The sequence below is a fragment of the Vibrio sp. Isolate33 genome (assembly GCF_022397895.1).
Taxonomy (GTDB): domain Bacteria; phylum Pseudomonadota; class Gammaproteobacteria; order Enterobacterales; family Vibrionaceae; genus Vibrio; species Vibrio pomeroyi.
This window is the reverse complement of record NZ_JAKEUP010000027.1, coordinates 1-25,582: the sequence shown is the minus strand read 5'-3', so window position 1 is coordinate 25,582 and position 25,582 is coordinate 1. Positions and strand designations below refer to the sequence as shown.

Annotated in this window: 43 protein-coding genes and 1 pseudogene; 12 read left to right on the top strand and 32 right to left on the bottom strand. The window is 45.2% G+C overall.

The window, feature by feature from the left end:
* Positions 1-86 precede the first annotated feature (86 nt).
* The 10 genes from L1D37_RS22605 to L1D37_RS22560 all read left to right on the top strand — a co-directional run bounded on the left by L1D37_RS22605 (position 87) and on the right by L1D37_RS22560 (position 7,785).
* Positions 87-674 (top strand): DedA family protein, encoded by a 588-nt coding sequence (locus L1D37_RS22605; protein WP_239849221.1) that lies wholly within the window; start codon positions 87-89, stop codon positions 672-674.
* The gene (locus L1D37_RS22600; protein WP_239849220.1) at positions 671-1,804 is read left to right on the top strand and encodes an ATP-grasp domain-containing protein; all 1,134 of its coding nucleotides are present in this window, start codon (positions 671-673) and stop codon (positions 1,802-1,804) included. The genes L1D37_RS22605 and L1D37_RS22600 overlap by 4 nt, the downstream gene beginning before the upstream one ends.
* 19 nt (positions 1,805-1,823) lie before the next feature.
* Complete coding sequence (locus L1D37_RS22595; protein ID WP_123322761.1) at positions 1,824-2,366, top strand: hypothetical protein; 543 nt, start codon at positions 1,824-1,826, stop codon at positions 2,364-2,366.
* Positions 2,367-2,368: 2 nt separating this feature from the next.
* Positions 2,369-3,118, top strand: coding sequence for an NRDE family protein (locus L1D37_RS22590; protein WP_239849219.1), 750 nt, complete (start codon positions 2,369-2,371; stop codon positions 3,116-3,118).
* A gap of 12 nt (positions 3,119-3,130) precedes the next feature.
* Entirely contained in the window at positions 3,131-3,568 is a 438-nt protein-coding gene (locus L1D37_RS22585) for a YHS domain-containing (seleno)protein (protein WP_123322759.1), read from the top strand.
* 10 nt (positions 3,569-3,578) lie between these two features.
* Positions 3,579-4,022: a hypothetical protein gene (locus tag L1D37_RS22580; RefSeq protein ID WP_055319933.1), complete on the top strand. Its 444-nt coding sequence runs from the start codon at positions 3,579-3,581 to the stop codon at positions 4,020-4,022.
* A 12-nt stretch (positions 4,023-4,034) separates the two neighbouring features.
* Positions 4,035-5,789, top strand: coding sequence for a lysophospholipid acyltransferase family protein (locus tag L1D37_RS22575; RefSeq protein ID WP_239849218.1), 1,755 nt, complete (start codon positions 4,035-4,037; stop codon positions 5,787-5,789).
* 71 nt (positions 5,790-5,860) lie between these two features.
* The gene (locus L1D37_RS22570) at positions 5,861-6,427 is read left to right on the top strand and encodes a Crp/Fnr family transcriptional regulator (protein WP_239849217.1); all 567 of its coding nucleotides are present in this window, start codon (positions 5,861-5,863) and stop codon (positions 6,425-6,427) included.
* A gap of 57 nt (positions 6,428-6,484) precedes the next feature.
* Entirely contained in the window at positions 6,485-6,937 is a 453-nt protein-coding gene (locus tag L1D37_RS22565) for a GNAT family N-acetyltransferase (RefSeq protein WP_239849216.1), read from the top strand.
* The gene (locus tag L1D37_RS22560) at positions 6,937-7,785 is read left to right on the top strand and encodes a DMT family transporter (protein ID WP_239849215.1); all 849 of its coding nucleotides are present in this window, start codon (positions 6,937-6,939) and stop codon (positions 7,783-7,785) included. Before L1D37_RS22565 ends, L1D37_RS22560 begins: the two co-directional genes overlap by 1 nt.
* A 50-nt stretch (positions 7,786-7,835) precedes the next feature.
* Here the strand turns inward: L1D37_RS22560 and L1D37_RS22555 are convergent, their stop codons facing one another.
* Complete coding sequence (locus tag L1D37_RS22555) at positions 7,836-8,420, bottom strand: LysM-like peptidoglycan-binding domain-containing protein (protein WP_239849214.1); 585 nt, start codon at positions 8,418-8,420, stop codon at positions 7,836-7,838.
* A 213-nt stretch (positions 8,421-8,633) separates the two neighbouring features.
* Here L1D37_RS22555 and L1D37_RS22550 point away from each other — a divergent pair, with 213 nt between their 5' ends.
* A complete protein-coding gene (locus L1D37_RS22550) occupies positions 8,634-9,254 on the top strand; it encodes an FKBP-type peptidyl-prolyl cis-trans isomerase (RefSeq protein ID WP_008220519.1) in 621 nt (206 codons plus the stop codon).
* 134 nt (positions 9,255-9,388) lie between these two features.
* The gene (locus tag L1D37_RS22545) at positions 9,389-9,883 is read left to right on the top strand and encodes a DUF2780 domain-containing protein (protein ID WP_239830715.1); all 495 of its coding nucleotides are present in this window, start codon (positions 9,389-9,391) and stop codon (positions 9,881-9,883) included.
* Positions 9,884-10,136: 253 nt separating this feature from the next.
* Here the strand turns inward: L1D37_RS22545 and rplQ are convergent, their stop codons facing one another.
* The 31 genes and pseudogenes from rplQ to tuf form a co-directional block, all read right to left on the bottom strand.
* On the bottom strand, positions 10,137-10,517 hold the full coding sequence (gene rplQ, locus L1D37_RS22540; protein ID WP_004729812.1) for a 50S ribosomal protein L17: 381 nt from the start codon (positions 10,515-10,517) through the stop codon (positions 10,137-10,139).
* 24 nt (positions 10,518-10,541) lie between these two features.
* The gene (rpoA, locus tag L1D37_RS22535) at positions 10,542-11,534 is read right to left on the bottom strand and encodes a DNA-directed RNA polymerase subunit alpha (RefSeq protein WP_004729813.1); all 993 of its coding nucleotides are present in this window, start codon (positions 11,532-11,534) and stop codon (positions 10,542-10,544) included.
* A 22-nt stretch (positions 11,535-11,556) separates the two neighbouring features.
* Positions 11,557-12,177, bottom strand: coding sequence for a 30S ribosomal protein S4 (gene rpsD, locus L1D37_RS22530; protein ID WP_004738777.1), 621 nt, complete (start codon positions 12,175-12,177; stop codon positions 11,557-11,559).
* A 31-nt stretch (positions 12,178-12,208) separates the two neighbouring features.
* A complete protein-coding gene (rpsK, locus tag L1D37_RS22525; RefSeq protein WP_004738778.1) occupies positions 12,209-12,598 on the bottom strand; it encodes a 30S ribosomal protein S11 in 390 nt (129 codons plus the stop codon).
* Positions 12,599-12,617: 19 nt separating this feature from the next.
* Positions 12,618-12,974: a 30S ribosomal protein S13 gene (rpsM, locus tag L1D37_RS22520; RefSeq protein WP_004738779.1), complete on the bottom strand. Its 357-nt coding sequence runs from the start codon at positions 12,972-12,974 to the stop codon at positions 12,618-12,620.
* 148 nt (positions 12,975-13,122) lie between these two features.
* The gene (gene rpmJ / locus L1D37_RS22515; RefSeq protein ID WP_000868186.1) at positions 13,123-13,236 is read right to left on the bottom strand and encodes a 50S ribosomal protein L36; all 114 of its coding nucleotides are present in this window, start codon (positions 13,234-13,236) and stop codon (positions 13,123-13,125) included.
* Between the two features lie 41 nt (positions 13,237-13,277).
* The gene (gene secY / locus L1D37_RS22510) at positions 13,278-14,612 is read right to left on the bottom strand and encodes a preprotein translocase subunit SecY (RefSeq protein ID WP_004738781.1); all 1,335 of its coding nucleotides are present in this window, start codon (positions 14,610-14,612) and stop codon (positions 13,278-13,280) included.
* A gap of 20 nt (positions 14,613-14,632) precedes the next feature.
* The gene (gene rplO, locus L1D37_RS22505) at positions 14,633-15,067 is read right to left on the bottom strand and encodes a 50S ribosomal protein L15 (protein WP_004736758.1); all 435 of its coding nucleotides are present in this window, start codon (positions 15,065-15,067) and stop codon (positions 14,633-14,635) included.
* A 5-nt stretch (positions 15,068-15,072) separates the two neighbouring features.
* Positions 15,073-15,249, bottom strand: a complete 177-nt coding sequence (gene rpmD / locus L1D37_RS22500; protein WP_004736756.1) for a 50S ribosomal protein L30 — start codon at positions 15,247-15,249, stop codon at positions 15,073-15,075.
* A gap of 7 nt (positions 15,250-15,256) precedes the next feature.
* Positions 15,257-15,757, bottom strand: a complete 501-nt coding sequence (gene rpsE, locus L1D37_RS22495; RefSeq protein WP_017061307.1) for a 30S ribosomal protein S5 — start codon at positions 15,755-15,757, stop codon at positions 15,257-15,259.
* 14 nt (positions 15,758-15,771) lie between these two features.
* Positions 15,772-16,125 (bottom strand): 50S ribosomal protein L18, encoded by a 354-nt coding sequence (gene rplR, locus L1D37_RS22490; RefSeq protein ID WP_004738784.1) that lies wholly within the window; start codon positions 16,123-16,125, stop codon positions 15,772-15,774.
* 9 nt (positions 16,126-16,134) lie between these two features.
* Entirely contained in the window at positions 16,135-16,668 is a 534-nt protein-coding gene (rplF, locus tag L1D37_RS22485) for a 50S ribosomal protein L6 (RefSeq protein WP_017629801.1), read from the bottom strand.
* A gap of 13 nt (positions 16,669-16,681) precedes the next feature.
* Entirely contained in the window at positions 16,682-17,074 is a 393-nt protein-coding gene (gene rpsH, locus L1D37_RS22480; RefSeq protein ID WP_017061309.1) for a 30S ribosomal protein S8, read from the bottom strand.
* Between the two features lie 29 nt (positions 17,075-17,103).
* On the bottom strand, positions 17,104-17,409 hold the full coding sequence (gene rpsN / locus L1D37_RS22475; protein ID WP_004738789.1) for a 30S ribosomal protein S14: 306 nt from the start codon (positions 17,407-17,409) through the stop codon (positions 17,104-17,106).
* A 16-nt stretch (positions 17,410-17,425) separates the two neighbouring features.
* Positions 17,426-17,965 carry a 50S ribosomal protein L5 gene (gene rplE, locus L1D37_RS22470; RefSeq protein WP_004738790.1) on the bottom strand — a complete coding sequence of 180 codons (540 nt, stop codon included), beginning with the start codon at positions 17,963-17,965 and terminating at the stop codon, positions 17,426-17,428.
* 24 nt (positions 17,966-17,989) lie between these two features.
* Positions 17,990-18,307 (bottom strand): 50S ribosomal protein L24, encoded by a 318-nt coding sequence (gene rplX, locus L1D37_RS22465; protein WP_004738792.1) that lies wholly within the window; start codon positions 18,305-18,307, stop codon positions 17,990-17,992.
* Between the two features lie 11 nt (positions 18,308-18,318).
* Positions 18,319-18,690 carry a 50S ribosomal protein L14 gene (gene rplN / locus L1D37_RS22460; protein WP_004736740.1) on the bottom strand — a complete coding sequence of 124 codons (372 nt, stop codon included), beginning with the start codon at positions 18,688-18,690 and terminating at the stop codon, positions 18,319-18,321.
* A 162-nt stretch (positions 18,691-18,852) separates the two neighbouring features.
* On the bottom strand, positions 18,853-19,107 hold the full coding sequence (gene rpsQ / locus L1D37_RS22455) for a 30S ribosomal protein S17 (protein ID WP_004736739.1): 255 nt from the start codon (positions 19,105-19,107) through the stop codon (positions 18,853-18,855).
* Positions 19,107-19,298 (bottom strand): 50S ribosomal protein L29, encoded by a 192-nt coding sequence (rpmC, locus tag L1D37_RS22450; RefSeq protein ID WP_004736737.1) that lies wholly within the window; start codon positions 19,296-19,298, stop codon positions 19,107-19,109. Before rpmC ends, rpsQ begins: the two co-directional genes overlap by 1 nt.
* The gene (rplP, locus tag L1D37_RS22445; protein ID WP_004736736.1) at positions 19,298-19,708 is read right to left on the bottom strand and encodes a 50S ribosomal protein L16; all 411 of its coding nucleotides are present in this window, start codon (positions 19,706-19,708) and stop codon (positions 19,298-19,300) included. The genes rpmC and rplP overlap by 1 nt, the downstream gene beginning before the upstream one ends.
* A gap of 11 nt (positions 19,709-19,719) precedes the next feature.
* Positions 19,720-20,418 (bottom strand): 30S ribosomal protein S3, encoded by a 699-nt coding sequence (rpsC, locus tag L1D37_RS22440; protein ID WP_004736734.1) that lies wholly within the window; start codon positions 20,416-20,418, stop codon positions 19,720-19,722.
* Positions 20,419-20,436: 18 nt separating this feature from the next.
* The gene (rplV, locus tag L1D37_RS22435; RefSeq protein ID WP_004736732.1) at positions 20,437-20,769 is read right to left on the bottom strand and encodes a 50S ribosomal protein L22; all 333 of its coding nucleotides are present in this window, start codon (positions 20,767-20,769) and stop codon (positions 20,437-20,439) included.
* Positions 20,770-20,779: 10 nt separating this feature from the next.
* A complete protein-coding gene (gene rpsS, locus L1D37_RS22430) occupies positions 20,780-21,058 on the bottom strand; it encodes a 30S ribosomal protein S19 (RefSeq protein WP_004736729.1) in 279 nt (92 codons plus the stop codon).
* Between the two features lie 19 nt (positions 21,059-21,077).
* A complete protein-coding gene (gene rplB, locus L1D37_RS22425; protein WP_017629802.1) occupies positions 21,078-21,902 on the bottom strand; it encodes a 50S ribosomal protein L2 in 825 nt (274 codons plus the stop codon).
* Between the two features lie 14 nt (positions 21,903-21,916).
* Positions 21,917-22,219, bottom strand: a complete 303-nt coding sequence (gene rplW, locus L1D37_RS22420) for a 50S ribosomal protein L23 (protein ID WP_004736765.1) — start codon at positions 22,217-22,219, stop codon at positions 21,917-21,919.
* The gene (rplD, locus tag L1D37_RS22415; protein ID WP_004738803.1) at positions 22,216-22,818 is read right to left on the bottom strand and encodes a 50S ribosomal protein L4; all 603 of its coding nucleotides are present in this window, start codon (positions 22,816-22,818) and stop codon (positions 22,216-22,218) included. Before rplD ends, rplW begins: the two co-directional genes overlap by 4 nt.
* A gap of 16 nt (positions 22,819-22,834) precedes the next feature.
* Complete coding sequence (gene rplC / locus L1D37_RS22410; RefSeq protein WP_004736763.1) at positions 22,835-23,464, bottom strand: 50S ribosomal protein L3; 630 nt, start codon at positions 23,462-23,464, stop codon at positions 22,835-22,837.
* A gap of 14 nt (positions 23,465-23,478) precedes the next feature.
* Positions 23,479-23,790 (bottom strand): 30S ribosomal protein S10, encoded by a 312-nt coding sequence (gene rpsJ / locus L1D37_RS22405; RefSeq protein ID WP_004736761.1) that lies wholly within the window; start codon positions 23,788-23,790, stop codon positions 23,479-23,481.
* A 425-nt stretch (positions 23,791-24,215) separates the two neighbouring features.
* Positions 24,216-24,698 (bottom strand): bacterioferritin, encoded by a 483-nt coding sequence (bfr, locus tag L1D37_RS22400; protein WP_017629803.1) that lies wholly within the window; start codon positions 24,696-24,698, stop codon positions 24,216-24,218.
* A gap of 81 nt (positions 24,699-24,779) precedes the next feature.
* Entirely contained in the window at positions 24,780-24,968 is a 189-nt protein-coding gene (locus L1D37_RS22395) for a bacterioferritin-associated ferredoxin (protein WP_017629804.1), read from the bottom strand.
* Between the two features lie 314 nt (positions 24,969-25,282).
* A pseudogene (gene tuf, locus L1D37_RS22390) lies at positions 25,283-25,582 on the bottom strand (elongation factor Tu); the annotation flags it as partial.

Genomic DNA, 25,582 nt, shown 5'->3' with positions numbered 1-25,582 from the left:
TTCAGAGCTCCTCCTGTCTATTTAATTTACTACACTCAATGAATGGTCAATAAGCCATTCATCTATAGGATAGATAAGGACATTTGATGGGCACCGTCGAGAGTATTCAAGCATGGTTAAATTCAGGGGAGGAGTCGTTGCTATGGCTGATGCTTGGCATTATCGCGCTTTCTTACCTGCTTGAAGATCTGGCCATCGTTACGGCCGCTGGTTTAGCGACTCAAGGGCTCATCCCACCTCAATATGCGTTACTTGCGATCTTTATCGGTATTGCCACAGGTGATCTTGGCCTTTATTACCTTGGGAAATCAGGCCGTTATTTCAGAGGCGTTCGTTACAAAGCCCTCACTAACCGATACTTTCGATCGCTTCGCACCAAATTACGTCAAAACGCATTCAGCAGTCTTTTTGTCATCCGCTTTATACCGGGGCTTCGTACCGTTGGTTTTACCTTAAGTGGTTTTTTCGCCATACCACTGCCTACTTTCTTGTTTGCCGTTATTAGCGCGACAGCGATCTGGACTGGCGTTGTCTTCTCTACCATCTACTATTTAGGGACGTCAGCGTGGCTGCAAGCCTCTGAATATCAATGGATCGTCATCCCGTGTGCCATCGCTTTGCTGCTAGTCGGCAATCGATTAATGAATAAAACCTACTCTAGAGGATTATCATGAGTTCACCGCAAGATATTCGCATCATTCCAGCACATCAAATAAATGCAGGCATGCCCCTGCTTGAAAAAGATACCGTGCGCAGTGTCTCTCCTTACGAGTTTCTTCCGACGTGGTTCTTCTACACTCCAGTAGTGATTCAAAGCCTGATGCAAGGGTTACGGCACTTTGATTGGGCGCTGCCACTGATCGCCAACCCGAGCATTAAGCTCAGTGGCATGGTCGGCGAATCGAAACACGAGATACTGAGCCTTGCCGGATCATCAAGTAAGCGTTGGATCTCTCCATTTATCACCTTAACCAAAACCGATCTCAGCAGTAAGAAACAAGCTGAAGATGCACGTAGTGCACTCATCCAGTCGGATCTTAATTTTCCTATTGTGGCGAAACCGGATCTTGGTTGCCGAGGTGTTGGGGTAAAGCTGATCAACAACCAAGATCAACTTGAGCAATATATTGAATCCTTCCCAAATCATGCTCGCTTTCTACTGCAAGAAAAAGCGCCTTATCAAGCCGAGGCTGGCGTTTTCTATGTTCGTTACCCGAATAGTAAACAAGGCGAGATCATATCGATCACCCTCAAATATTCGCCAATGGTAACGGGCGATGGTAGCTCAACACTCAAACAGTTAATTGAAAATAGCCCGCGTGCTGGGCAGCTCAGTCACCTATATCTACCAAGACATGAAGACAAGTTGGATCAAGTACTCGCAGAGAGCGAAGAGTTCCAACTTGCGTTCGCAGGTAGCCATAGCCGTGGCTGTATCTTCCGAGATGGCAATCAATACATCACTCAAGCTTTAACAGAACGCTTAGATGAGATATTCGACGACTTCGACGGCTTTCATTTTGGTCGACTCGACGTGAAGTTTAAGGACATGCACAGCCTAATGAGAGGTGAGGATTTCACTATCCTTGAGGTTAATGGTGCAAGCAGTGAAGCCGGACACATCTGGGATCGCAACACACCGCTGCGAGAGATATTTTCCACGCTACTTCTTCAATACCGCATTCTTTTTGATATTGGTGCTCAACAGAAACAGAGAGGCCATCAACCTCCTTCTTTTAAGAGCTTATTTAACGCGTGGCAAGAAGAGCGACGTCTTGTTCAACAATATCCGACCACCGATTAACTTTGTACGAGGATCATGAATGAACCCCATAGCCCAACCGAGCGCCCTCACGTCTTTCTCTCCTAGTATCAAGGGAGCGGTAGAGATATTGAATCAGGGTTTAGAGTTTCTATTAGCGATTTCTGACAGCGACTACCTAACACGAGCGAAGCCGCACGTCACAAGCTCTATTGGCGAGCATACTCGCCACACGCTCGATCTTTTTCATGCGCTGATTTTAAAAGAGAACGCGACAGTTGATTACAACACTCGTCGTCGTGGTCACCCAGTAGAATACGACCGCTCAATTGCAGTAAAAGAGATCCACTATGTGATCAATTGGCTTGAACGGTTAGACCGCAACGATCTCGAAGCGCCCATAATGATCCAAACCGAGGTTTCGATGGATGCTCAAGTGTTTGCAAGCCTACCTTCTACACTAGAAAGAGAGGTGACTTTTGCGGCGCTGCATGCCAATCATCATTACGCGATGATCAAGGTGATCACCACCTTCCTAGACATTGAAACCTGTAACACCTTTGGTTATGCCCCAACCACCAGTAGTTATCTGAGGGAGCAATAATCATGTGTTCAGTATCTTGGCTACTTGAAGAAAATGGTTATCAGGTCTTTTTTAATCGTGATGAGCAAAAGACCCGAGCATTGGCGATGCCACCGAAGCAATATCGAGTCAACGGTGTCGATATCATCATGCCACTCGACCCAACAGGCGGTGGCAGCTGGATAAGCATCAACGAGTTCGGGCTTTCGCTATGCTTACTCAATAACTATCAAGGTATTGTTCCAGTCGGTCCTTTAGTTAGCCGTGGTTTGTTACTTAAAAACCTATCATCGAGTCGTAATATCAGTCAGCTCTCTGAGGCATTCCATAAGCTCGACCTGCACTCTTTTGCCCCGTTTACCTTACTGGCTTTTGCGCCGAGCCTAACTCAACACAACGGTTTGGTGATTGCCTACATGTGGGATGGCATTCAACAGCAAATAGTGGAGACCGACTCACCACTGTTCTCATCCGGTGTTGATTTAGAGCGAGTGCAAGCCTACCGACAAGCCAAATACGATCAGCTAATGGCAACAGGCAAGAATCAGCAGAACTTACTGAAATTTCATTCTCACCATCACAGTGAACAGCCCCATTTAGCAACTTGTATGCATCGTGAAGACGCACACACAGTCAGCTTTACCCATTTACGTAATCTGCACGGTCAAGCCTCTATGTTTTATGCACCCGGCTCACCTTGCGAACCGATAAACCCAAGCCTGATAAATCAACAGCGCTTTACCTTCGATTTATCGCCCGCAATCAATCTATAGATGGAGTCCATCATGAGAAAACTAATCACCATGGTCATGCTACTTGTTAGCCCGTACGTATTTGCTGCCGATGAAATCTATACCGGCTTCTTTAGCAGTAAGGCACTCGATGGCTACGATACCGTGGCTTACTTCACTTCTGGAAAGCCAGTTGAAGGGAGCAAGAAGTTCAGCACAGAGTACAAAGGTGCGGACTGGTATTTCTCTTCTGAAAAGAATCTGACTTTATTTGTTAATAATCCTGAAAAATATGCCCCTCAATATGGTGGTTATTGCGCATGGGCCGTTTCAGCCAAAAACGACTTCGCACCAGGTGATCCACAGTATTGGACCATAGTTGATGACAAACTTTATCTTAACTACGACCAAGAAATTCAAACCACTTGGGAGCAAGACCGTGCACAGCATATTCAACAAGCCGATAAAGCTTGGCCGCAGCTGATTAAGTAAGGGAATAACCATGACATTCACTCCTGCTAAACATCTCCCGGCAGCATTTATCGCTTTTGTGTTTATTCAGTCGCTGTTCTTTAAGTTCACCGGCTCATACGAGACAGAGCATATCTTTGGCACGCTAGCGACATGGTCAGGCTTAAGCTGGTTCGGCTCATTCGGCGGCTACTTGATTGGATTCGCTGAATTGATTGCGGCCATTCTGCTGTTCACTCGTTGGCATGGTCTCGGCGCCATTATGAGTGTGGGGATCATGAGTGGCGCGATATTTTTCCACCTGTTTACTCCGCTCGGTATTCAAATGCCTGAGTTCAATGCCGCGGGTGAGATTGTCGGTTACGACGGCGGGTTATTGTTTGGCATGGCATGCCTAGTCTGGTTATGCGGTGCGTTTTTAAGTGTGAAAGATTTCAAGAATCAAGACGGTTTCCTAAACAACTTTAGTCAATAAGGTAGCTTCATTATGATTGATAGTCCTTTTCGTTTACCACGTTACACGCCTTTTGGTTTAGGTGAGTCTGTTGTCGAGTGGGCAACTGGGCTATCTAAGCTAGACCGACTCTATCAAGATCGAAAAAACGAGTTATCTAGCTTCGAATTCATGAATTACACCCTATCGGCGCTCAATATCGACTACTCGGTGGCATCGGGAAGCACAGAAAATATCCCGGAAGAAGGGCCAGTCGTGATTGTGGCGAACCACCCACTTGGCGCAATTGAAGGTGTGATCCTGGCAGATCTCGTAGGATCGGTAAGAAAGGATGTGAAGGTATTAGCGAATGAATTACTCAAGCGACTGCCTGAGCTGGATGATCTTTTCATAGGTGTTGATGTCTTTAATAGTAAAGAATCGAGACGCACCAATGCCAAAGCTATTCGAGATGCCAATCGTCACCTAGCCGATGGCGGGCTGTTGATCGTGTTCCCTGCAGGGGAAGTATCAAGTTACCGGAAAGGGGCTAAAACACTGACGGATATCGAATGGAGCAAATCGGTCGCGAAATTCGTTAAACGTCATCAAGCCACGACGGTTCCTATCTTTATCAATGGAAAAAACAGTGAGCTATTCTATCAAGCGGGTCGTGTGCACCCACTGTTGAGAACCGCTCTACTTGGGCGTGAGCTCCTCAATAAACAGGCAACAACTATCTCTATCTCGATTGGCTCATCGATTCCGTATTCAGAGATAAAGTCGTTTGAAAAAGAGATGGATATCGTCAACTACCTACGACTTAATACCTACTTAATGAGTCAACAAGATAGTCCGAACACGCCAATCCACGCGCCCTCTTTCGATACCCAAGTGATAGCGCCAATATCACCCGAAGTATTGGCAATAGAGATAGGCTCACTCCCTGAAGAGATGAAACTGCTCGAACAAGGCGACTTCGAGGTCTACTGCACGCCAAGCCAATCTATTCCAAACTTAATGCGTGAGATTGGTCGAGTCAGAGAAGAGAGCTTCCGTGAAGTTGGAGAAGGCAGTGGGCTTGCTTGTGATTTAGATGAGTACGACCTTTACTACCACCAACTGTTTGTGTGGAACAAAGCTAAGGCAGAATTAGTCGGCGCTTATCGACTGGGTATGGTCGACAAGTTAATCGCAGAGCACGGGTTGGACCAACTCTATTCCCGCAGTCTGTTTAACTATAACCAAGAGTTTATCGATACGTTAGACAACAGCATTGAACTTGGTCGATCTGTTGTGAGTAAGCCTTATCAAAAGAGCCTTAATTCACTGTTACTACTGTGGAAAGGCATCGCGACCTTTGTATCTCGTCACTCCAAATACACTCACCTATTTGGCCCGGTCAGTATCAGTAATGATTACAGCCATAATGCGCGCCTGTTGATCGCAACCACCTTATCGATTCACCACTACGATGAGGAAAAGGCCAATCTGGTTTCTCCTTCTTCACCGCTCAATACCAGTAGTCATGTGTTCTGGCAGAATCACCTATTGTCGTCATTGGCGAGTGTTCCCCTACTTTCTAAAGTACTAGCTCGTATGGAACAAGGAAAAGGATTACCGGTATTATTGCGCCAATACCTAGGGATGAACGGCAAGCTGGTGTGCTTTAACGTCGACCCATCATTTAATGATGCGTTAGATGGTTTAATTGTGGTTAACCTTAAGAAGGTACCATTGAAAACCTTAGGCAAATACATGGGTAGAGAACTCGCTCAAGACTACCTAGAGCAACACGCTCGACGCTGATTTAGCCCGAACTGTACCTACACTCAAATAAGTGCGATGATTTCGGCACTTATTTGGGTTAGGTTATTTTCATGCACACCTCTTTTATCGAACAACTGCAAAGCTTCGACTTCTCTGAAAGTCAGATTGAATCTCTAGTCGCTGTCGCCAAGCCACTTGAACTGCCAACCAGACACATCCTTATTAACCAAGGTGAGATGGCAGGCTCAATCTACTTCGTACTTGAAGGCTTGTGTCATGCTTGCTACCTCACTAATGATGGTAAGCAATACAGCAAAGAGTTCTACTGGGAACAAGATTGGATCATCGGCTTTGAGAGTCTGATAAAAAACCAAGCTTCCCCTTACCTATTAGAAACACTGACACCCATCACAATGTTAGAGCTGCCAATGAATGCGGTAATCGAGTGGCGTGCATCGAATAACCCTTTGTATTTAAAGCTGTTAGAAACACAACTGATGCATAAGGAAAACAAAGAACGCTTCATGCTCCTCTATACCCCAGAGCAACGTTACCAGCTTTTCTGCGAACACTATCCAGACCTTGAACAGCGCCTCAACGACAATCAAATTGCCGCCTATTTAGGAATAACCGCGATCAGTTTGAGCAGAATTAAAGGTCGAATTAACAATAGTTAATGCCAACAATCATCGCGCATAGTACATTCAGAGCATCGATAACCTCTGGATGTAAACATGATCACTTGGCGCTCAATTCCTTTCTCTGAACTTTCAACACATCAGCTTTATCAACTACTTAAATTGCGAGTAGATGTATTCGTGGTTGAGCAAACTTGCCCTTATCCAGAGCTTGACGGTAAAGACACACTCGCTGGTGTTCACCACCTTCTCGGTTACGTAGATGAGGAGCTAGTGGCGTGTGCTCGCTTATTGCCGCCGGGCACGAGTTATGACAACACCAGCATCGGCCGAGTGGCAACTAAACAATCAGCAAGAGGCGATGGCTTAGGGCACCAATTGTTGAAAGAAGCATTAACACACTGTGAGTCTCTTTGGCCTGGCACGGCCATAGATATTGGTGCGCAAGAGCACCTAGAAAATTTCTATGAAAGTCATGGATTCAAGACGATCTCTGAGATGTACCTGGAAGATGATATTCCGCACGTAGATATGAGATTAGAGAAGTAATGTCGAATATCACTGTCGGTATCCTATTACTGATCGCAGGTAACCTGTTTGCCTCGCTTTCGGATGTAGCAGTAAAACTATTGAATGGTGAAGTACCACCTCTTCAATATATTTTTTTCCGACAGTTGATCTCTCTGCTGATAATAACTCCACTGTGGCTGCAGCAGAAAAAGGAACAACGACGCTTACAGCAAGCCAAAGTCACCTTCATACGAGGCCAACTAATATTAATTGGCAGTGGGTGTATGGTTGTAGCAATCACTCATCTAACGTTGGCAACCGCCAACGCTGTGTTCTACGTAGCGCCCCTATTGATGTTGCCTCTTTCTATGTTTCTCCTCAAAGAGCAACCTGCACTTGGGAAGGTGATCGCCACTACCATAGGTTTCATCGGTGCGCTGATTGTCTTAAGGCCATCTCAATTTCATTGGGCAGCACTGTTTGCATTAGGCACTGCGCTTACTCTAGCCCTGTTCAATGTATTGGTGCGAAAGCTCCCTAGTGAGCAATCTGTAGTCACAACGCTATGGTGGACAACGTTGTTCTCAATTCCGGCTTCATTGATATTGTGCTTCCTGTATTGGCAACCGGTATCTCTCGAGCACTTAGGATACATAGCACTCAGCGCAACACTCATCTTGAGCTATAACGGGCTTGCGGTTGCCGCCTATCAAAAAGCACACTCAAGCCAAATTGCCTTGGCAGAATATTCAGGCTTGGTGTTTGTCGCGCTAATTGGCGCCATTTGGTTCGATGAGATTCCAGATACATTAACCCTTATCGGTATCATGCTGATCATCTTGCCACTCGCCCCTTTCAAGCGACCAAAAAAAAGAGCTAGTGCTTAGCTCTTTTCTATCACGCTCTTGCTGTTGAGTTCATCACTCAAGCAAAGCACTTATTTACTACGGCCAAAGCCACCATCAGACAAGCGGAAGAACATCACCGATGTGTTACCTTTCTCTAGCTGTAGGATATCAAGTTGCCCGGTCTCAGCCAGCTTAAATCGAACGAGCTGACCTTTTCGGATCTGACTAAGTGGTTTGTCTGAGCCTTCGATACGTACCAATGCGTTCAAGTCAGACAGTGGCAAATCGTTATTTCGAAAAACCTGCGCCAGAGTATCTCCTTGCTTAACAAGGTACTCTTGCCAGTTATTGTTACTCGGCTCTGATGAGTTGCTGTTGGCATTTTGTTGTTCGCTTAACCCAACCGTGTTTATCTCAAGCGCAACGCGCGATGTGGTTGGGGTCGCATCTACTTTTGGTTCTGGTAGCGGCACAAAAAGTAATACTAGTACGATCGGCGAAATCACCATCAACAGTCTTTGGTGTAATTTCGGTAATGAACCCCAAGTTTGTACTGTAGAGGCTTTCATTTTCTTTACATCGATCGAGCTCAATTTCTGTTTGACCTGATTCAGTCGATCCTTGAATTCTGCTAAGTGGTCAACTTTCTGTTTTTTCTTTTGACGACGATTCATACCACTGCGTCCTATACATTGAATAACTACAGTATAAAAACCAAAGTACCAACAGTATAGATCTTTCCGTCACAACAAGGCTCAAAGGGAGAAAATTGACATCCCTGTGATTTGGACGCGGTAAAGCACAAGTGATCAGGGACTAGCCGTTTCTTCACGCTGCTAATACTGGTATTCTTACCCTTTTCGTACTGACAAAAAGAGTGACTTTTCATGTCTGAAGTAAAATTTGAAACTGTAGAGCAAAAAGCTAGCTACGGTATCGGTCTACAAATGGGCCAACAACTTGCTGGTTCTGGTCTTGAAGGCCTAAACGTTGACGCAATCGCTGCTGGTATCGCAACAGCTCTAGTTGGTGACATGCCAGCTATCGAAGTTGACGAAATCAACAACGCACTACAAGAGCTACACACTCGCGGTGAAGCTGCACGTCAAGAACTAGCTAAAGCTGCTGCTGCTGACGGCGAAGCTTTCCTAGCTGACAACGCTCTTCGTTCAGAAGTAACAGTTCTTGAGTCTGGTCTTCAGTACGAAGTACTAACTGAAGGTACTGGCGAAATCCCAACTGCAGACAAGCAAGTACGTGTTCACTACCACGGCGAACTAACTGACGGTACTGTTTTCGACAGCTCTGTATCTCGCGGTCAACCAGCTGAGTTCCCAGTAACTGGCGTAATTCAAGGTTGGGTACAAGCTCTACAAATGATGCCTGTTGGCTCAAAGTGGAAGCTATACATCCCTCAAGATCTAGCATACGGTGAGCGTGGCGCAGGTGCTGCAATCCCACCATTTGCTGCTCTAGTATTTGAAGTTGAACTTCTAGCTATTCTTTAATTTTTATAAAAACCTTTAGTAAAACAAAATACTATAGGCAAATAAAATTAAAATAATGCAACGGCGATGTGACTACATCGCCGTTTTTCGTTTATAGTGAAAGAGTAAATTACTTTATTACTTAAGGACGAATAATGAAGAAAGTACTCATCACAGTTTTAAGCAGCCTTGCTGTTGTCTCTTGCGCTAGTACTAGCGACTCTGAACAAACCAGTTCATCATCAGATACCAACTATTCCCAACTATCACAAACTGCACTAATGGCAGCGGTGAATATGTGGTCTCAACAAAATGAAACAACACCTCTTGCTGATACTGTTGCCGACCAAGCGTCTGTCACTACCGATCAAGCTATTGGCGGTATTGGTTCAATGTTAGCGCTTGCACAAAACTCACTTGGCTCTACCGACAACAAAGAACTCGCTACGCTGATTCCTGGCATGTCGAGCCTTGAGTCTACTGGTCTATCATCGCTACTGAGCTCACAAGGTGCTGTTGAAAGTGCATTTTCTGGACTAGGTATGGACCCATCAATGGTTACGACATTTGCACCAATCATTCTTCAGGCATTGCAGTCACAAGGTGCAACGAGTGGCCTGATGGACTCACTTGCGGCTATATGGCAATAACCGTTAATAGCAAATAGCTAGCTTAAGAATTTGATAAGGGCACTTCGGTGCTCTTTTTTGTGCACGAAAGAGATACGAGATACGAGATACGAGATACGAGATACGAGATACGAGATATTTTTGAGAATCATGCTAGAAAGGGCAAGTGAAAGTGCCAAACATCGTGGTGCAATTTTTAACGTGTTATCAGATTCGATAGATACAAAAAAGCCGAGCTAATGCTCGGCTTTTTGTATTAAGAATCTAGTATAGATTACTCAGCAGCTTCTTCAGCAGCTGGGCGGTCTACAAGCTCAATGTAAGCCATTGGAGCTTTATCACCAGTACGGAAACCACATTTAAGAATGCGAGTGTAACCACCTTGGCGAGCCGCAAAACGCGGGCCTAGTTCATTAAATAGTTTTGCTACAACTTCGTTATCACGAGTGCGAGCAAATGCAAGACGACGGTTAGCAACACTGTCTGTCTTAGCTAGGGTAATCAATGGCTCAATTACGCGACGTAGTTCTTTTGCTTTTGGCACGGTAGTTTTGATAACTTCGTGACGAACAAGAGAGCTAGCCATGTTGCTGAACATCGCTTTGCGATGACTGCTGTTGCGGTTGAGTTGACGACCACTTTTACGATGGCGCATGACCTAATCCTTCTAACTTTTCGATTAATCTTCAGCGATTGACGCTGGTGGCCAGTTTTCTAGACGCATGCCTAGAGAAAGACCACGTGAAGCAAGCACATCTTTAATCTCTGTAAGAGATTTCTTACCAAGGTTTGGCGTTTTAAGTAGCTCAACCTCAGTGCGCTGTACAAGATCACCGATGTAGTGAATCGCTTCTGCTTTCAAACAGTTAGCAGAGCGAACTGTTAGTTCAAGATCGTCTACAGGACGTAGTAGGATAGGATCGAATTCTGGCTTCTCTTCCTTCTCCTCAGGTACACGTACATCACGAAGATCTACGAACGCATCCAGTTGTTCAGCTAGAATAGTAGCTGCACGACGGATTGCTTCCTCAGGTTCTAGAGTACCGTTCGTTTCCATATCGATAACAAGCTTGTCTAAGTCAGTACGTTGTTCTACACGTGCCGCTTCTACAGCGTAAGCGATTTTATCAACCGGGCTGTAAGTAGCGTCAACTAGTAGACGACCGATTGGACGCTCATCTTCTTCAGTATGGATACGAGCTGAAGCTGGAACGTAACCACGACCACGTTCTACTTTGATACGCATAGCGATCTCAGCGTTGTCATCCGTTAGGTGACAAATTACGTGCTCAGGGTTAGCGATCTCTACATCACCATCGTGGGTGATGTCACCTGCAACAACAGGGCCTGAGCCTGATTTGTTCAGTGTAATAAACACTTCATCTTTGCCTTCAGCAACGCGTACAGCCAAACCTTTAAGGTTTAGAAGGATTTCCAGGATATCTTCCTGAACGCCTTCTTTAGTGCTGTATTCGTGTAGCACACCTTCAATTTCAACTTCTGTTACGGCACAACCCGGCATAGAAGATAGAAGAATGCGGCGAAGAGCATTACCTAGAGTGTGGCCGAAACCGCGCTCTAATGGCTCAAGAGTTACTTTCGCGTGTGTCGTATTGATCTGTTCAATGTCAACAAGACGCGGCTTAAGAAATTCTGTTACAGAACCCTGCATTGTGTCCTCTCTTTTTTTAACCTTACTTAGAGTAAAGTTCGACGATCAAGTGTTCATTGATGTCAGCTGATAGGTCAGAACGCTCAGGCATACGCTTGAATGTACCTTCCATTTTGCCAGCATCTACTTCAATCCAAGTTGGCTTTTCACGTTGTTCAGCAACTTCTAGAGCCGCTTTAATACGAGATTGCTGTTTAGCTTTCTCGCGGATAGAAACAACGTCGTTTGCCGCTACTTTGAAAGAAGGAACGTTTACAACTTTACCGTTAACTAGGATAGACTTGTGGCTAACTAGTTGACGAGATTCAGCACGAGTAGCGCCAAAGCCCATACGGTAAACTACGTTATCAAGACGACCTTCAAGAAGCTGAAGCAGGTTTGCACCCGTGTTGCCTTTAAGACGTGCAGCTTCTTTGTAGTAGTTGCGGAATTGTTTTTCTAGAACGCCGTAGATACGACGAACTTTTTGCTTCTCACGAAGCTGAACGCCATACTCAGATAGACGACCGCGACGAGCGCCGTGTACACCTGGTGCGTTATCAATTTTACACTTGGTATCGATCGCACGGACACCAGACTTAAGGAATAAGTCAGTACCTTCGCGACGGCTAAGCTTCAGCTTAGGACCCAAATATCTTGCCATGATCTTTCTCCAATATTCCTAGAAACGAAACTTAAACGCGACGTTTCTTAGGTGGACGACAACCGTTATGAGGGATTGGTGTCGCATCAACAATGTTAGTGATACGGAAACCAGCAGCGTTCAGTGCGCGAACAGTAGATTCACGACCTGGACCTGGACCCTTAACCATAACTTCCAAGTTCTTTAGGCCATATTCTTTAGCCATTTCACCACAACGCTCAGCTGCAACTTGTGCTGCGAACGGAGTAGATTTACGAGAACCACGGAAACCTGAACCACCTGCTGTAGCCCATGCAAGAGCGTTGCCTTGACGGTCAGTGATAGTTACGATTGTGTTGTTGAAAGAAGCATGAATGTGCGCTACGCCATCAGCTACTTGCTTGCGTACGCGCTTACGCGCGCGAGTTGGTTGTTTTGCCATTGTACTCTACCTTATCCGACTATTTCTTGATCGGCTTGCGCGGACCCTTACGGGTGCGAGCGTTGGTTTTAGTACGCTGTCCACGTAGTGGTAGACTGCGACGATGACGAAGACCGCGGTAACAGCCAAGGTCCATAAGACGCTTGATGTTCATCGATACTTCACGACGTAGATCACCTTCTACAGTGTACTTAGCTACACCATCACGCAGTTGATCGATCTGCTCTTCAGTTAGTTCACTGATCTTAGCATCTTCAGCAATACCCACTTCAGCTAGAATAGCTTGAGAGCGAGTTTTACCGATACCGTAGATTGCAGTAAGTGCAATTACAGAATGCTTATGATCAGGAATGTTAATGCCGGCTATACGGGCCATTATTCACTCCTAAGGGGTTCATAAAAGAATTATCCGCAGCAAAGCCCGTTATGGATACGCTGCGGCATACTACTTCTTTTGCACGCAAAAGGTAGGCCGAGGAATATACTCGACTCTACCTTGTATTTCAAGTAAAAATTTCTGCTAATTAGCCTTGGCGTTGCTTATGCTTTGGCTCACTGCAAATCACGCGAACGACACCGTTACGCTTGATAACTTTACAGTTACGGCAGATTTTTTTAACGGAAGCACGAACTTTCATTGCTAAACTCCGTAAATGGAATCGAAATTGTTACCACCGAATTAACGGCCGTAACCCTTCAGATTCGCTTTCTTTAACACAGAATCATACTGTTGTGACATCAGATGAGTCTGTACCTGTGCCATGAAATCCATGATAACTACCACTACGATTAGTAGTGATGTGCCGCCGAAGTAGAAACGAACGTTCCACGCGACCATCATGAACTCAGGAATCAGACATATAAAAGTAATGTATAGAGCACCCGCAAGGGTTAGTCTAGTCATCACTTTATCGATATATTTCGCTGTCTGCTCACCTGGGCGGATACCGGGTACGAATGCACCAGACTTCTTCAAGTTATCAGCTGTTTCACGTGGGTTAAACACCAACGCTGTATAGAAGAAACAGAAGAAGATTATAGCTGCTGCATAAAGCATTACATACAGAGGCTGACCTGGGCTAAGAGCTAATGACACGTCAGTTAACCAACCGAACGCGCTGCTTTCACCATTTTGACCAAACCACTGTGCTAATGTTCCTGGGAACAAAATAATACTTGATGCGAAAATCGCTGGAATAACACCTGCCATATTAATCTTAAGAGGCAAGTGAGAGCTTTGTGCTGCAAAAACCTTACGACCTTGTTGACGTTTCGCATAGTTAACGACGATACGACGTTGACCACGTTCCATGAAAACTACGAAGTAGATAACAGCAAAAGACAATACAGCAATCAACAGCAGAAGAAGCACATGCAATTCACCTTGACGCGCTTGCTCGATTGTTTGACCGATTGCAGAAGGCAATCCAGCAACAATACCTGCAAAAATCAGAATGGAAATACCATTACCGATTCCTCGCTCAGTGATTTGTTCACCTAACCACATTAAGAACATGGTACCAGTTACTAAACTCACGGTAGCAATAAGCGTAAACATGGTTTGGTTGATAACAACCAGATTGTCGACCATGTTTGGTAAGCCTGTTGCGATACCAATAGCTTGGAATGTTGCAAGTACAAGCGTGCCGTAGCGTGTATATTGGCTTATCTTACGACGGCCTGCTTCACCCTCTTTCTTGAGTTCCGCTAACGCTGGATGAACTACAGTTAACAATTGGACTACGATCGATGCCGAAATGTACGGCATGATACCCAATGCTAATATAGATGCACGCTCAAGAGCACCACCGGAGAACATGTTAAACATTTCAACGATGGTACCTTTTTGCTGATCGAACAAATCGGCAAGTACAGCTGCGTCAATACCAGGGATCGGCACAAAAGAGCCGGCTCGGAATACTAAAAGTGCACCAATTACGAATAATAAGCGCGACTTTAGTTCACTTAAGCCGCTCTGAGCACTACGAAAATCTTGTCCTGGTTTCTTAGCCATCTGTACCTCGTTCCTCGAGATTATTCCTCGATTTTACCGCCTGCAGCTTCGATTGCAGCTTTAGCGCCTTTAGTCACGCGTAGACCTTTAACAGTCACAGCTTTGCTTAGGTCACCAGAAAGAACGATCTTAACGAATTCGATGTTCTTAGTGATAACGTTAGCAGCTTTAAGGCTGTTAAGATCAACTACGTCACCTGTTACTTTCGCTAGCTCAGCTAGACGAACTTCAGCAGACACTAGGCTCTTACGAGAAGTGAAACCGAATTTAGGTAGACGTTGTTTTAGAGGCATTTGACCGCCTTCAAAACCTGGACGAACAGAGCCGCCAGAACGTGACTTTTGACCTTTGTGACCGCGGCCACCTGTTTTACCAAGGCCAGAACCGATACCACGACCTACACGCTTCTTAGAAGGTTTAGAGCCAGCAGCCGGTGATAGAGTATTCAAACGCATTCTGATTACTCCTCAATCTTAACCATGTAGTAAACCTTGTTGATCATACCGCGTACGCACGGAGTATCTTCAAGTTCTACTGTATGGTTGATGCGACGAAGACCTAGACCTTTAAGACACGCTTTGTGCTTAGGTAGGCGACCAATTGAGCTTTTAGTTTGAGTTACTTTAATAGTTGCCATCGTGTGCTTACTCCGAAATAGATTCAACAGTTAGACCACGTTTAGCAGCAACCATTTCTGGTGACTTAACGTCTACTAGAGCACCAATCGTTGCACGAACGATGTTGATCGGGTTCGTTGAACCGTATGCTTTAGAAAGTACGTTATGTACGCCCGCAACTTCAAGTACAGCACGCATTGCACCACCGGCAATAACACCTGTACCTTCTGCAGCTGGCTGCATGTAAACTTTAGAGCCCGAATGACGACCTTTCACCGGGTGGTGAAGAGTGCCTTCGTTTAGCGATACTGTAACCATGTTACGGCGCGCTTTTTCCATTGCTTTTTGAATCGCTGCAGGTACTTCACGAGCTTTGCCGTAACCGAAACCTACGCGACCGTTACCGTCACCAACTACTGTTAGTGCAGTGAAGCTCATGATTCGACCACCTTTAACCGTCTTAGATACACGGTTAACAGCGATCAGCTTTTCTTGCAAATCATTAGCTTGTTGTTGTTCTTTAGCCATCTTCCAACCCTACCTTAGAATTTCAGACCAGCTTCGCGAGCAGATTCTGCTAGCGCCGCTACTCGACCGTGGTATTGGAAACCAGAACGATCAAATGCAACTGAAGCTACGCCTTTTTCAAGAGCGCGCTCAGCAACAGCTTTACCAACTGCTTTAGCTGCATCAACGTTACCAGTGTTCTTAACTTGCTCACGGATCGCTTTTTCTACAGTAGAAGCAGCTGCGATAACCTCAGAGCCGTTTGCCGCGATAACTTGTGCGTAAACATGGCGAGGAGTACGGTGTACTACCAGGCGAGTTGCACCAAGTTCTGCAATCTTACGACGTGCACGTGTAGCACGACGGATGCGAGATGCTTTCTTATCCATAGTGATACCTTACTTCTTCTTAGCTTCTTTAGTACGCACATTTTCATCTGCGTAACGAACACCTTTACCTTTGTAAGGCTCAGGAGCACGGTAAGAACGAATGTCAGCCGCAACTTGACCTACTACTTGCTTATCGCAACCAGTAATGATGATCTCAGTTTGGCTAGGGCACTCAGCTTTAATACCTTCAGGTAGAGCGTGCTCTACTGGGTGAGAAAAGCCAAGAGTTAGAGCTACAGAGTTGCCTTTCATAGCAGCACGGTAACCAACACCCTTAAGAGTTAGCTTCTTAGTGAAGCCCTCAGTAACACCCACAACCATGTTATTAACTAGAGCGCGAGCTGTACCAGCTTGTGCCCATGCGTTAGTAACGCCTTCTTTCGGACCGAAAGTTAGCTTGGTTTCTTCCTGTGCAATAACTACGGCGCTGTTAAGAACGCGAGTAAGCTCACCTTTGCTACCTTTTACAGTAACTTCTTGGCCGTTTAGTTTCACCTCTACGCCAGCTGGAATAGCGACAGGTGCTTTAGCAACACGAGACATAATCTACTCCTTATTAAGCTACGTAACAGATGATTTCACCGCCAAGACCTGCTTTACGAGCAGCACGGTCAGACATCAGACCCTTGGAAGTAGAAACAACTGCAATACCAAGACCACCCATCACTGTAGGTAAAGAGTCTTTATTTTTATAAACTCTTAGACCAGGACGTGATACGCGCTTGATTTGCTCGATTACAGGTTTAGCTTGGAAGTACTTAAGAGTAACTTCTAGCTCAGGTTTTGCTTCGCTGTTTACAGCGAAGTCTACGATGTAACCTTCAGCTTTAAGTAATGCAGCAATTGCAACTTTAAGCTTTGAAGAAGGCATTTTTACAGCAACTTTGTTTGCTGCCTGACCGTTACGAACGCGGGTCAGCATATCCGAAATCGGATCTTGCATGCTCATAAGATTTACTCCAAATGATTAAGTGGCAATTACCAGCTAGCCTTACGAAGACCCGGAATCTCGCCTTTCATGCAAGCTTCACGAACCTTAATGCGGCTTAGACCGAATTTACGTAGGTAACCGTGTGGACGACCAGTTTGGTTGCAACGGTTGCGCTGACGTGATGCACTTGAATCACGTGGAAGAGATTGCAGTTTAAGAACCGCATTCCAACGATCTTCTTCAGATGCGTTTACATCGCTAATGATAACTTTTAGCGCAGAACGCTTTTCAGCGAACTTAGCTACTAGTTTTGCACGTTTAGCTTCACGTGCTTTCATTGATTGTTTAGCCATAACAGTAACCCTACCCTTACTTACGGAATGGGAAGTTAAAGGCAGCCAGCAGAGCTCGGCCTTCCTCATCGGAACCCGCAGAAGTCGTGATAGTGATATCAAGACCGCGGACACGATCGACTTTATCGTAGTCGATTTCCGGAAAGATGATTTGCTCGCGAACGCCCATGCTGTAGTTACCGCGACCGTCAAAAGACTTAGCGCTAACACCACGGAAATCACGTACACGTGGAAGTGCGATAGAGATTAAACGCTCTAAAAATTCCCACATGCGCTCACCACGCAAGGTTACTTTACAACCAATTGGGTAGCCTTCACGAATTTTGAAACCAGCTACAGATTTACGCGCTTTAGTGATAAGTGGCTTTTGACCAGAGATCGTTGCCATATCAGCTGCTGCGTTTTCTAGCAGTTTCTTATCGTTGATTGCTTCACCAACGCCCATGTTTAGGGTGATTTTCTCAATCCTAGGGACTTGCATGACGCTTGTGTAGCTGAACTCTTTGGTAAGCTCAGCGACTACAGACGACTTGTAGTAATCATGCAGTTTCGCCATAGTAGAACTCCAAATTACTTCTAATTAGTTAGAAACAGTTTCGCCGTTAGATTTGAAGAAACGAACTTTCTTGCCATCTTCGATACGGAAACCGATACGGTCTGCTTTACCAGTAGCCGCGTTAAAAACTGCAACGTTAGAAGCGTCAATAGCTGCTTCTTGTTCAACGATGCCACCTTGTTGACCTAGAGCCGGAACCGGCTTTTGGTGTTTCTTAACAAGGTTGATGCCTTCAACGATAACTTTACCAGTTGTCAGAACCTTAGTTACTTTACCTTTCTTGCCTTTATCTTTACCAGCAAGAATGATTACTTCGTCATTACGACGGATTTTAGCTGCCATGTTGCCGCTCCTTACAGAACTTCAGGTGCTAGTGATACAATCTTCATGAATTTCGCGTTACGAAGTTCACGAGTCACAGGACCAAAGATACGTGTGCCGACTGGTTGCTCAGTAGTGTCGTTTAACAATACACAAGCATTACTGTCGAAGCGAATGACAGAACCGTCTGGGCGACGAACGCCTTTACGGGTGCGCACTACTACCGCCTTCAGAACATCACCTTTCTTTACTTTACCGCGAGGAATCGCTTCCTTCACTGTAACCTTGATGACGTCACCGATATGTGCATAACGGCGGTGAGAGCCACCCAGAACCTTAATACACATTACCTTGCGCGCGCCAGAGTTATCTGCTGCGTCAAGTGTACTTTGCATCTGGATCATTGTTAGTGCTCCGCTAAATATTAAAACTAGACCCTCTCGGGTCGGGCTGCCTCTTTAAAAGGGACGCGAATTGTACCACCCTTTTTTTAAATTGGGTAGACAAAAAACAAGCGGCTCCAAAAAATAATTTGGAGCCGCTTATAAGTTATAGAATTACAAAGATTAAATCTTCGCTTTTTCTAAAACTTTAACCAATGTCCAAGACTTAGTCTTAGACAGAGGACGACACTCAGCGATTTCAACTTTGTCGCCTAGGCCACAAGTGTTGTCTTCGTCGTGTGCGTGTACTTTAGTCGTGCGTTTGATGAACTTACCGTAAATTGGGTGTTTTACAGTGCGTTCAATAGCAACAACGATAGACTTGTCCATCTTGTCGCTTACTACACGGCCTTGCTGGATGCGGTTAGTTTCGCTCATTATGCGCCTGCCTTTTCAGTCAAAACAGTTTTCACACGTGCGATGTCACGGCGTACAGCTTTTAGAGTATGAGTTTGCTGAAGTTGACCAGTTGCAGCTTGCATGCGCAAGTTGAACTGTTCACGTAGCAAATTCAATAGCTCAGCGTTAAGCTCTTCAACGTTCTTTTCGCGTAGATCTTGTGCTTTCATCACATCACCTGCTTAGTTACAAAAGTAGTTTTAACAGGCAGTTTACGTGCCGCTAGGCGGAACGCTTCACGTGCCAACTCTTCAGGTACGCCATTCATCTCGTACATAACTTTGCCTGGTTGGATTTGAGCAACCCAGTACGCAACTGAACCTTTACCTTTACCTTGACGAACTTCAAGAGGCTTTTCAGTAATTGGCTTGTCTGGGAATACACGAATCCAGATTTGACCTTGACGCTTAATGTGACGTGTCATAGCACGACGTGCCGCTTCGATTTGACGTGCAGTCAGACGACCACGGCCAACAGCTTTAAGACCGAATTCGCCGAAGCTTACTTCAGTACCTTTAGCTAGACCACGGTTACGACCAGTCATAACCTTGCGGAACTTAGTACGTTTTGGTTGTAGCATCGTTCGACTCCTTACTTACGGCCTTTACGCTGCTTCTTAGGCTTATCGCCTTTAGGCTCTACTGCGTTAGCAGCTGGCATACCGCCTAGAATCTCACCTTTGAAGATCCAAACTTTAATGCCGATCACACCGTATTGAGTGTGAGCCGAAGAAGTTGCGTAATCAATGTCTGCACGTAGAGTGTGTAGAGGCACACGGCCTTCACGGTACCACTCAGAACGTGCGATTTCAGCACCGCCAAGACGGCCGCCTACTTGTACTTTGATGCCTTTAGCGCCTAGACGCATAGCATTTTGTACCGCACGCTTCATTGCACGACGGAACATAACACGACGCTCTAGTTGAGACGCGATGCTATCAGCTACAAGCTGACCATCTAGCTCAGGCTTACGTACTTCAGCGATGTTAATTTGCGCTGGTACACCTGCGATTTTAGCTACAGCTGCGCGTAGCTTCTCTACGTCTTCACCTTTCTTACCGATAACAACGCCAGGACGAGCAGTGTGAATAGTCACACGGATGCTCTTAGCTGGACGCTCGATAACGATACGAGATAATGATGCTTTTTGTAGTTCCTTGGTAAGGAACTGACGTACCTTGAAGTCGCCGTCTAGGTTGTCAGCGAATTCGTTGGTATTAGCAAACCATGTAGCATTCCAAGGCTTAACGATGCCAAGACGAATACCATTAGGATGTACTTTCTGACCCATTGCTTACTCTCCTAGTCTTTAGCGATCTGCTACAACAATAGTGATGTGGCTTGAACGCTTCAAGATACGATCCGCACGACCTTTAGCACGAGGCATAATACGCTTCATGATAGGGCCCTCATCTACGAAGATTTTAGCGACATTTAGATCGTCGATATCTGCACCTTCGTTATGTTCCGCGTTAGCGATAGCTGACTCAAGAACCTTCTTAACCAATACAGCAGCTTTTTTGTTGCTGAAAGTTAGAATTTCTAGAGCTTGGTCTACCGACTTACCGCGAATTTGGTCTGCAACTAAGCGAGCTTTCTGTGGAGAAATACGAGCAAAGTTATGTTTAGCTAAAGCTTCCATCATCTACTCCTTATTTCTTCTTAGCTTTCTTATCTGCAGCATGACCGCGATAAGTACGAGTTGGTGCAAATTCGCCCAGTTTGTGACCGATCATTTCTTCGGTAACGAAAACTGGAACGTGCTGACGACCATTATGGACAGCGATGGTCAAACCAATCATTGTTGGGATGATCATTGAGCGACGGGACCAAGTCTTAATAGGCTTTTTGTCTCCGCTTTCCACCGCTTTCTCTACCTTCTTCAGCAAGTGTAGGTCAATAAAAGGACCTTTCTTGAGAGAACGTGGCATGGCGATTCCTCTTTATAAATTATTTAGTGCGACGACGTACGATGTACTTGTCAGTGCGCTTGTTCTTACGAGTCTTGAAGCCCTTAGTAGGAACGCCCCAAGGAGAAACTGGGTGACGACCACCAGATGTGCGGCCTTCACCACCACCATGTGGGTGATCCACCGGGTTCATTACTACACCACGTACGGTTGGACGTACGCCGCGCCAGCGTGAAGCACCAGCTTTACCAAGTTCACGTAGCATATGCTCAGAGTTACCAACTTCACCGATCGTTGCACGACCTTCAGAAAGTACTTTGCGCATCTCACCAGAACGTAGACGGATAGTTACGTATGCACCATCGCGAGCGATGATTTGAGCATAAGCACCAGCCGAACGAGCTAGTTGAGCACCTTTACCAGGCTTAAGTTCAACACAGTGTACAGTAGAACCTACTGGGATGTTGCGCATCGGCAGAGTGTTACCTGCTTTGATTGGCGCATCTACACCAGATTGAATCTGGTCACCTGCGTTAACACCTTTAGGTGCAATGATGTAACGACGCTCACCGTCTGCGTACAGAACTAGAGCGATGTTAGCACTACGGTTTGGATCGTATTCTAGACGCTCAACTTTCGCTGGGATGCCATCTTTAGTACGTTTGAAGTCAATCAGACGGTAATGGTGCTTGTGACCACCACCGATGTGACGTACTGTAATACGACCGTTGTTGTTACGACCACCGTTCTTAGAGTTTTTCTCTAGAAGTGGTGCGTATGGCTTACCCTTGTGCAGGTCAGCGTTAACAACTTTAACGACGTGACGACGACCAGGGGAAGTCGGCTTACATTTAACAATAGCCATTTTTACTACTCCTGTTATTCCGCGCCGCCAACGAAGTCAAGATCTTGACCTTCTTTCAAAGTAACGTAGGCTTTCTTAACGTCTGAACGACGGCCTTCACGCATACCTTGACGTTTGGTCTTACCCTTTAATACAAGAGTATTTACAGACTTAACTTCAACTTCAAATAGCTTTTCTACAGCTGCTTTGATCTCTTTCTTAGTTGCATCTTTAGCTACTTTGAAAACGATAGTGTTCGCTTTCTCAGCTGCCATAGTTGCTTTTTCAGAGATGTGCGGAGCACGTAGAACTTTTAAGATACGCTCTTCAGTGATCATGCTAGCATCTCCTCAACTTGCTTAACTGCGTCAGCAGTCATTAGAACCTTGTCGAAAGCGATTAGTGATACTGGATCAACACCAGCAACATCACGTGCGTCTACTTTGTATAGGTTACGAGCAGCTAAGAATAGATTTTCATCTACTTCGCCAGTCACAATCAGAACGTCGCTTAGCTCAAGCTCTTTAAGCTTAGCTACAAGTTCTTTTGTTTTTGGTGCTTCTACAGAGAAGTTATCAACAACGATTAAACGCTCTTGACGAACTAGCTCAGAAAGAATGCTCTTCATAGCACCGCGGTACATTTTTTTGTTTACTTTTTGGCTGTGATCTTGTGGTTTCGCAGCAAAAGTAACACCACCTGTACGCCAGATTGGGCTACGAATTGTACCAGCACGTGCGCGGCCAGTACCTTTTTGACGCCATGGCTTAGCGCCACCGCCAGATACTTCAGAACGAGTCTTTTGAGCACGAGTACCTTGACGAGCACCTGCTGCATATGCAACAACTACTTGGTGTACAAGAGCTTCGTTGAAGTCACGTCCGAAAGTAGTCTCGGAAACAGTTAGTGCATCAGCACCTTTAACCATCAATTCCATTACTTACTCCTAGACGTTATGCTTTAACAGCAGGTTTTACGATCACGTTTCCGCCTGTTGAGCCCGGTACTGCACCTTTAATAAGGAGTAGATTGCGCTCAGCGTCAACACGTACGATCTCTAGGTTTTGAGTCGTTACACGCTCAGCACCCATGTGACCTGCCATTTTCTTGCCTTTAAACACGCGGCCTGGAGTTTGACATTGGCCAATTGAACCCGGTGCGCGGTGAGACAAAGAGTTACCGTGAGTCATATCTTGAGTAGAGAAGTTCCAACGCTTGATAGCGCCTTGGAAGCCTTTACCTTTAGATGTACCAGTAACGTCTACTTTTTTAATTTCGTTGAAAAGTTCTACGTTTAGCTCAGCGCCAACTTCAAACTCTTCGCCGTTTTCTAAACGGAATTCCCAAAGACCGCGACCTGCTTCTACACCCGCTTTCGCGAAGTGACCAGCTTCAGGTTTAGTTACACGGTTAGCTTTCTTAGCACCAGTAGTTACTTGGATTGCTGCGTAGCCGTCTGTCTCAAGAGTTTTAACTTGAGAAATACGGTTCGCTTCAACCTCAACAACAGTTACTGGGATAGAAACGCCTTCTTCAGTAAATACGCGGGTCATACCCACTTTACGTCCGACTAGACCAATCATTATTCTTATCTCCCTTAACCTAGGCTGATTTGAACATCAACGCCAGCTGCAAGATCAAGACGCATTAGAGCATCAACAGTTTTATCTGTTGGCTCAACGATGTCGATCAAACGCTTGTGAGTACGAATTTCGTACTGGTCACGTGCATCTTTGTTGACGTGTGGAGAGGTAAGAACAGTGAAACGCTCTTTACGAGTAGGTAGTGGAATAGGACCACGAACCTGTGCGCCAGTACGTTTTGCTGTTTCAACGATTTCCGCAGTTGAAGCATCGATTAGCTTGTAATCAAACGCTTTAAGGCGGATACGAATACGTTGGTTCTGCATGAGACAGAGCTCCAATTATTAAAAATTACACAAACAATATCGCCACTCAAACCCGATAAAACGAGAGAATGCCGATTGATTTATGTGAAACCGTAGCATCCAAAATTAGGACGCATTGTCAGTTAACTTTTGAAGCAAACAAGAAGTTTACTATTTTTATTAACCGCGAACATAAGCTGAGTATACATTACTAGGTAAGACCTACTCCTCAGTGCTCATTGGTTCACAACCAGCGTTAGCCAGTGCGATGCATTATACAGATCACACTTTAACTTGCAAGCTGTGTTTGAAAAATAATCGCAGAATCGATTTAAGGGGATAAGTGGCGAGTTTTGATTGCGCGGTAGTGCCCTACCGTTGAAAATTGTAAGCAAGGTAACAGCTCAGTTTAAGCCTCAGCTGTTACCTCTTTTAATTGCTAAGTTTTAGCCTTCGTCTTCATCCACATATTGAGCTTGCAGATAATTTTGGATCCCGGTCATTTTGATTAACCCGAGCTGGGTTTCTAACCAATCGACATGATCTTCTTCGTCTTCCAGGATGTCTTGAAACAGGTCTCGCGATACATAGTCGTGAATATCTTCTGCGTACGCGATGGCATTTTTCAGATCAGGTATCGCTTCCATCTCAAGAGACAAATCACACTGAAGCATCTCTTCAGTATCTTCACCAATTTTGAGCTTACCGAGATCTTGAAGGTTTGGGAGGCCTTCTAAAAATAGTATGCGTTCTATTAGATGGTCAGCATGTTTCATTTCGTCGATAGATTCGTGGTATTCCTTATCAGCAAGATGCTTTAAGCCCCAATCTTTGTACATTCGAGCATGCAAGAAGTATTGGTTTATTGCGACGAGTTCGTTACCAAGAATTTTATTGAGATGTTGAATGATGATTGGATCGCCTTTCATGACATAACCCTCCTCTTTGGCTCTTCTAACTGTAGAACCAAATCGAGAAGTGTCAAAAAAGCTAATGCCCTTTGGGCAAAACTAGCTTGCCTGTTTGAACAGGTCTTTCGCAGTATCGTTGATGACTTCTTTTGCTGAACGTACACACTTGCCACATTGACTGCCAAGTGCTGTACATTTTTTAATTCCTTTTATGTCAGTAATGCCCTCTTCTATTACGAGCTTGCGGATTTTCTTGTCCGAAACCCCATGGCATAAACAAATGTACATACTAAAACCTAAACCTTTAACTTGGGGTTAAATATAAAAAGGAATCATTCTTATTACCAGTCATATTTAAGGTTTGGTTATATCGATTGGTTATAGTGTTTTGCGAGTAAATGGTAAAAATGGCTTTGAAGGTTGTATTACAGAAGGGGGGGGGGTAAGGCGGGTCAGTAAATAACTGTATTTAAATTGGAATATAGTTTGCGGTTATTAAGTGCGATGAATTTCCCTTATAACCAAAATAAAAAGGGAAGCCGAAGCTCCCCTTTTTGGATGCGTGCTCTTCTAATGAAGAGAGTGCAAAAATCTAAATGCTATTAAGCGAAGATTTTAGCTACAACACCAGCACCAACTGTACGGCCACCTTCGCGGATTGCGAAACGTAGACCTTCGTCCATTGCGATTGGAGCGATTAGCTCAACAGTCATTTGAACGTTGTCACCTGGCATTACCATTTCTACGCCTTCTGGTAGAGTGATGTCGCCTGTTACGTCAGTTGTACGGAAGTAGAACTGTGGACGGTAACCTTTGAAGAAAGGAGTGTGACGGCCGCCTTCGTCTTTAGAAAGTACGTATACTTCAGACTCAAACTTAGTGTGTGGGTTGATAGAACCTTT